The following is a 5,153-nucleotide window of genomic DNA, read 5'->3' on the forward strand; positions in this document are numbered from 1 at the left end:
GCCCACGGCCCAGATCCATCGTGTCGTTGGTCAGTTTCACCTCGTTCGGGAAGCGACCATGTACGCTGTCATACTTGATCAGGTGGGCGGCGGTTTCCAGCGGTCCCGTGGCGTTCACCGCGACGACATCGATATCGTTGCGCAGAGACGTTGCGATATGGCTGAGGGTGCAGCGCCCGATGCGTCCAAACCCGTTAATTCCGACTTTGATGGTCATGTTTCCGGTCGTCCTTCCGCTGGGGCAGCTTGAATGTCGCCGGTGTGATAGCCGCTGCGCCGCGGCGTGAGAAGAGGAAAAGAGATGAGCAATCAGTATGTTAGCGATAAACGTGTTCCATTGTATGCAGTTCGCGCTAACAGTATGCGGAACGGCCACACTGTGTTATGCGCTAACGTAAGGACAAAACGAGGGAACGGGCGAAATGAGCGGACTATTGGCTCTTTTGGACGATGTTGCGGGAATCGCCAAAGTGGCGGCGGCATCGATGGATGACGTCATTGGTCAAGCGGCCAAGGCGGGTTCGAAAGCGGCAGGTGCCGTGATTGATGATGCGGCGGTCACACCGAAATACGTGCATGGCTTCTCTGCGGATCGCGAATTGCCGATCATCTGGCGGATTGCCAAAGGGTCGTTCAAGAACAAACTGGTATTCCTGTTGCCCGCCGGGTTGGCATTGGCGAACTTTGCCCCCTGGGCCATCCCGCCGCTGTTGATGCTGGGCGGCTCGTACTTGTGTTTCGAGGGGGCGGAAAAAGTCGCGCACGTGCTGGGCTGGGGCCATGGGCACGAGGACTATGAAGGGAAGTCGGAGGAGGTGCAGGACCCTGCACATCTTGAAGAGCAAAAAGCGAAAGGTGCGATCAAGACGGACTTTATTCTGTCCGCCGAAATCATGACCATCGCGTTGGCGGCGATTCCGCAAAGCAATTTCTGGATGGAGGCCGCGACACTGGCCACTGTGGCGGTGATGATTACCGTCGCGGTCTACGGCTCTGTGGCGCTGATCGTGAAAGCCGATGATGTCGGGATGGCCATGGCCGCGCGCGGCGGCATAGGGCCGGTCCGTGCCTTGGGGCGGGGCATCGTGAAGGTCATGCCCGGTTTTTTGAAACTGCTGACCATTGTCGGGACGGCCGCCATGCTTTGGGTGGGCGGAGAGATCATTGTTCACGGATTGGCGCAGATGGGTTGGCATACGCCCGAAGAGATCGTCTATGGCATTGCAAAATCGGTCGGTGGCGCTTCGGACGTCGCGGTTTGGGGCGCCAAGGCGGCACTGCACGGTGTGCTGGGTCTGGCCTGGGGTTTTGTCCTGATACCGATTGGGGAAAAAGTGATCACGCCCATTTGGCGGGCTGCAGCCCCTAAGGCGATCTAGACGCACTTAACCCGTTCAAAAAGAAAGGCCCGGACATGCAGAACATGTCCGGGCCTTTCTTTACCTACACAGTTTGTCAGAGAAGCACTTTGGCTTTCTCGACAACAGCATCTGCCGTGATGCCGAACTTTTTAAACAGCACATTCGCCGGGGCTGAGGCTCCGAAATCATCCATGCCTACGAAATCGGCCTTGTTGGCCTTGCCGCGCTCGCCCAGCAGCCACTGATCCCAGCCTTGGCGCACTGCGGCTTCTATACCGACACGGACGGGGCCCGCTGGCAGCACCTTGCGGCGATAGCTTTCATCCTGCTGCGCAAACAGCTCCATGCAGGGCATGGACACCACACGGCATCCAATGCCAGCTTCTTGCAGCTTGGCGCGAGCGTCCATGGCGATAGACACTTCTGATCCAGAGGCGATCAGGATGACCTGACGCTTGCCCTCGGCATCGGCCAGAACATAAGCGCCTTGGGCTGTCATGTTCTTCAGCTTGTGATCGGTCCGCACGGTGGGCAGCCCCTGACGGGTCAGGGACAGGACCGAAGGTGTTTCTGTCGACGACAGTGCCAGTTCCCAGCTTTCCGCTGTCTCAACCGCGTCCGCAGGGCGGAACACCATGGTGTTGGGTGTTGCCCGGCTGATGGCCAAATGCTCGACGGGTTGGTGGGTCGGACCGTCTTCGCCCAGACCGATGCTGTCATGGGTCATGACGAACACCGTCGGGATTTTCATCAGGGCCGCCAAACGCATGGCGGGGCGGGCATAGTCGGTGAAGCACATGAACGTGCCACCGTAAGGACGGATACCACCATGAAGCGCCATGCCGTTCATCGCGGCGGCCATGCCATGCTCGCGAATGCCCCAGTAAACATAGCGGCCGCCACGGTTGTCGGTGTCGAACACGCCCAGATCGCCCGTCTTGGTGTTGTTCGACCCGGTCAGGTCGGCCGATCCACCCACGGTTTCGGGCATGACCGGGTTGATAACTTCCAGCGCCTTTTCGGATGCAGCGCGGGTTGCCAGCTTTGGCCCGCTTTCTGACATCTGCTTCTTGAACGCCTTGATGGTGGCCGACAGCTTCTTGGGCACCTCGCGGGTGAGTGTGCGGTTGAACTGTGCCTGTTTCGAGCCCGAGATCGAGGCAAACCGCTCTTCCCAGGCCGCGCGGGCCTCGGCGCCGCGGGTGCCGATGGCCTCCCACGCGGCTTTGACATCGCTTGGCACGTCGAACGGGCCGGTGGTCCAGCCATAGGCCGCCTTGGCGTCTTGCAGCTGTGTCTGATCGGTCAATGCGCCATGGCCTTTGGACGTATCCTGTGCCGCGTGACCCAGCGCGATATGCGTTTTGCACGCAATCATTGTCGGCTTCTTCTGGGTCTTGGCTTTGGCAATTGCCGCGTCGATGGCCTCTGGGTCGTGCCCATCAATCTCAATCACCGCCCAGCCCGCGGATTTGAAGCGTTGCGGCTGATCCGTGGTATCGGCGAGGGTCACAGGACCATCGATGGTGATGTTGTTGTTGTCCCAAAAGACAATCAGCTTGCCGAGCTGGTGACGGCCTGCAAGCGTGATGGCTTCCTGGCTCACACCTTCCATCAGACAACCATCCCCCGCGATGGCGTATGTATAGTGATCGACAACCTTCTTGCCGTACTGCGCGCGCAGAATTTCTTCTGCCATGGCAAAGCCAACCGCGTTCGAGATGCCCTGGCCAAGTGGTCCGGTGGTGGTCTCGATCCCCTTGGCGTGACCGTATTCCGGGTGGCCCGCAGTGATCGCGCCCCACTGACGGAAGTTCTTGACCTGCTCCAGGGTCATGTCCTCGTACCCTGTCAGGTGCAGTAGCGAATAGAGCAACATGGAACCATGGCCAGCGGACAGAATGAACCGGTCGCGGTCGGGCCAGTCCGGTGCCTTGGCATCGAATTTCAGGTGCTTTTCAAACAGGACGGTGGCCACATCTGCCATCCCCATGGGCATGCCTGAGTGGCCGGAATTGGCCGCGGCCACGGCATCAAGGGTCAAGGCACGGATGGCGGTGGCCTTGGACCAGTGGTCGGGATGGGCGGTGCGAAGGGCTGTCAGATCCACGGAATTGCTCGTCCTTTGGAATTAGGTTTGAGGCTGCATATCAGGCAAAGACCAAAGATCAAGGCGCTGTGCCTCAGCAATTCAGGGCATCTGAGCGCAAGCGGCGTTTTGCTACATCAAAGCCGCCGCGCAAGTGGTTGATCGCAAAGGGGGGCGCATTTCCATACCTCTTTGGCTAAACTCAGGCCCAACCGGACGCTAAATCGATTCGAACAGTCCGGGCGGATGGAACCATTGCGCTCGCGCGAAGGAAAAAGGGAACAGGCACAGGAAATGAGCGATATCGACGGATTGCAGCAGCGGCTGACCGCCGCGATGGACAGGATCGCCACCGGCCTTGAGGGGCTGGATACGGCAGGCGCTGACGACACGGCGGCGTTACAGGCGGCGTTGGACGATGAGCGTGTCGCGAATGCACAGCTGACAGAGCGGGTGCGCAAGCTATCCGAACGGCAGGAGGCCGCCACCTCCGAAGCAAAGGCGGTGGCCGATGCGGCGCAAGCCCGGGTGCAGGAACTGGACCTTGAGCTCCAAAGGCTGCGCAAGGCGAATGAGCAGTTGCGCGAGTCGAACGCTGCCTTGCGCACAGCGAACGAGGAAGGTGTCGGCGAAGCGCACCTGATCAACAAATCCATGATGGCCGAGCTTGAAGGCCTGCGCGCAGCCCGCGCTGCAGATGTCGCCGAGGCCAACAGCATCATCGGGGCGCTGACCCCACTGCTCGACCAGCTCGAAGCCCCGGAAGAGGAGGACGCAGATGCCTGAGGTCACGATCAATATCGGCGGACGCCCGTTTCAAGTCGCCTGCCAGGAGGGTGAAGAAAGCTACCTGCATTCCGCCGCCAAGATGCTGGATGACGAAGCGCAAGTGCTGGCCGATCAGGCCGGGCGCATGCCAGAAGCGCGGATGCTGTTGATGGCGGGCTTGATGCTGGCAGACAAAACGGCAAGCGTCGAAGACCGCGTGGCAGAGGTCGAAGCCAAGCTGGCCGAACGCGAGGCTGAACTGGAAGGGCTGCGCACCATGGGCGCGCCAGAACCCGAACGGATCGAAGTGCCCGTGGTCCCCCAAGCTGTAACCGACACGCTGGCCGAGCTGGCCGCGCGGGCCGAAGCGCTCGCCGCCGAAGTGGAAGAGAAGACAGCCTAAAGCGCAGCTTGCTGCGCAGTCCCGCGAAACAAAAAAGGCGTGCCCACCCGGCACGCCTTTTTCTTTGAACCGTAAGGCGCACGTGTCGTGCGCCCCGCTCCTTATCCGTTCGCTTCGCGGATCTTGTCGGCGGCGTCCTTGTCATAGGTGACGCCATTTTCATCAAATAGCGTGTCCAATTCGCCCGACAGGGTCATTTCCGTGATAATGTCGCACCCGCCGACGAACTCGCCTTTGACATAAAGCTGCGGTATGGTCGGCCAATCCGAAAAGTCCTTGATGCCTTGGCGCAATTCTTCGTCAGCCAGGACGTTCACGTCGGCGAAATCGACGCCCATGTAGTTCAGCACGCCCGCCACGCGGCTGGAAAAGCCGCATTGCGGCATGGACTTGGTGCCTTTCATATACAGCACGACGTCATTGGCGTTGTTGGTTTCGGTGATACGGCTGCTTGCGTCAGTCATTTGCGTTTGTCCTTGGGAATAAAGGTTTTGGCATAGTCCTGCGGGTCGCGCGGGACGCGATACTGTGT

At 59.9% G+C, this 5,153-nt stretch carries 6 protein-coding genes; 3 read left to right on the top strand and 3 right to left on the bottom strand.

The annotated features are described in order from the left end of the window. Nucleotides 1-217: glyceraldehyde 3-phosphate dehydrogenase NAD-binding domain-containing protein (locus tag AC6RA8_RS15350; protein ID WP_500353664.1), on the bottom strand; the 217-nt coding region annotated here is incomplete at its 3' end. Between the two features lie 205 nt (nucleotides 218-422). Between AC6RA8_RS15350 and AC6RA8_RS15355 the strand changes: the two genes are divergently transcribed. Continuing rightward, the gene (locus AC6RA8_RS15355; protein WP_500353666.1) at nucleotides 423-1,379 is read left to right on the top strand and encodes a DUF808 domain-containing protein; all 957 of its coding nucleotides are present in this window, start codon (nucleotides 423-425) and stop codon (nucleotides 1,377-1,379) included. A gap of 76 nt (nucleotides 1,380-1,455) precedes the next feature. Here the strand turns inward: AC6RA8_RS15355 and tkt are convergent, their stop codons facing one another. Further along, complete coding sequence (gene tkt / locus AC6RA8_RS15360; protein WP_500353668.1) at nucleotides 1,456-3,471, bottom strand: transketolase; 2,016 nt, start codon at nucleotides 3,469-3,471, stop codon at nucleotides 1,456-1,458. Nucleotides 3,472-3,744: 273 nt separating this feature from the next. On the opposite strand from tkt, the gene AC6RA8_RS15365 reads away from it, so the two are divergent. Both AC6RA8_RS15365 and AC6RA8_RS15370 read left to right on the top strand, forming a co-directional pair. After that, nucleotides 3,745-4,236, top strand: coding sequence for a hypothetical protein (locus tag AC6RA8_RS15365; RefSeq protein ID WP_500353670.1), 492 nt, complete (start codon nucleotides 3,745-3,747; stop codon nucleotides 4,234-4,236). Then, a complete protein-coding gene (locus AC6RA8_RS15370; RefSeq protein WP_299206483.1) occupies nucleotides 4,229-4,621 on the top strand; it encodes a cell division protein ZapA in 393 nt (130 codons plus the stop codon). The genes AC6RA8_RS15365 and AC6RA8_RS15370 overlap by 8 nt, the downstream gene beginning before the upstream one ends. Before the next feature lie 101 nt (nucleotides 4,622-4,722). Here the strand turns inward: AC6RA8_RS15370 and grxD are convergent, their stop codons facing one another. Then, a complete protein-coding gene (gene grxD / locus AC6RA8_RS15375) occupies nucleotides 4,723-5,085 on the bottom strand; it encodes a Grx4 family monothiol glutaredoxin (RefSeq protein WP_189368603.1) in 363 nt (120 codons plus the stop codon). Nucleotides 5,086-5,153: the final 68 nt, after the last annotated feature.

Source organism: Tateyamaria sp. (assembly GCF_059783535.1).

What these genes read in the sequence shown, in the direction of transcription:
- AC6RA8_RS15355 (WP_500353666.1), top strand. Translation starts at nt 423, where the DNA reads ATGAGCGGACTATTGGCTCTTTTGGACGATGTTGCGGGAATCGCCAAA.
- AC6RA8_RS15365 (WP_500353670.1), top strand. Translation starts at nt 3,745, where the DNA reads ATGAGCGATATCGACGGATTGCAGCAGCGGCTGACCGCCGCGATGGAC.
- AC6RA8_RS15370 (WP_299206483.1), top strand. Translation starts at nt 4,229, where the DNA reads ATGCCTGAGGTCACGATCAATATCGGCGGACGCCCGTTTCAAGTCGCC.
- grxD (WP_189368603.1), bottom strand. Translation starts at nt 5,085, where the DNA reads ATGACTGACGCAAGCAGCCGTATCACCGAAACCAACAACGCCAATGAC.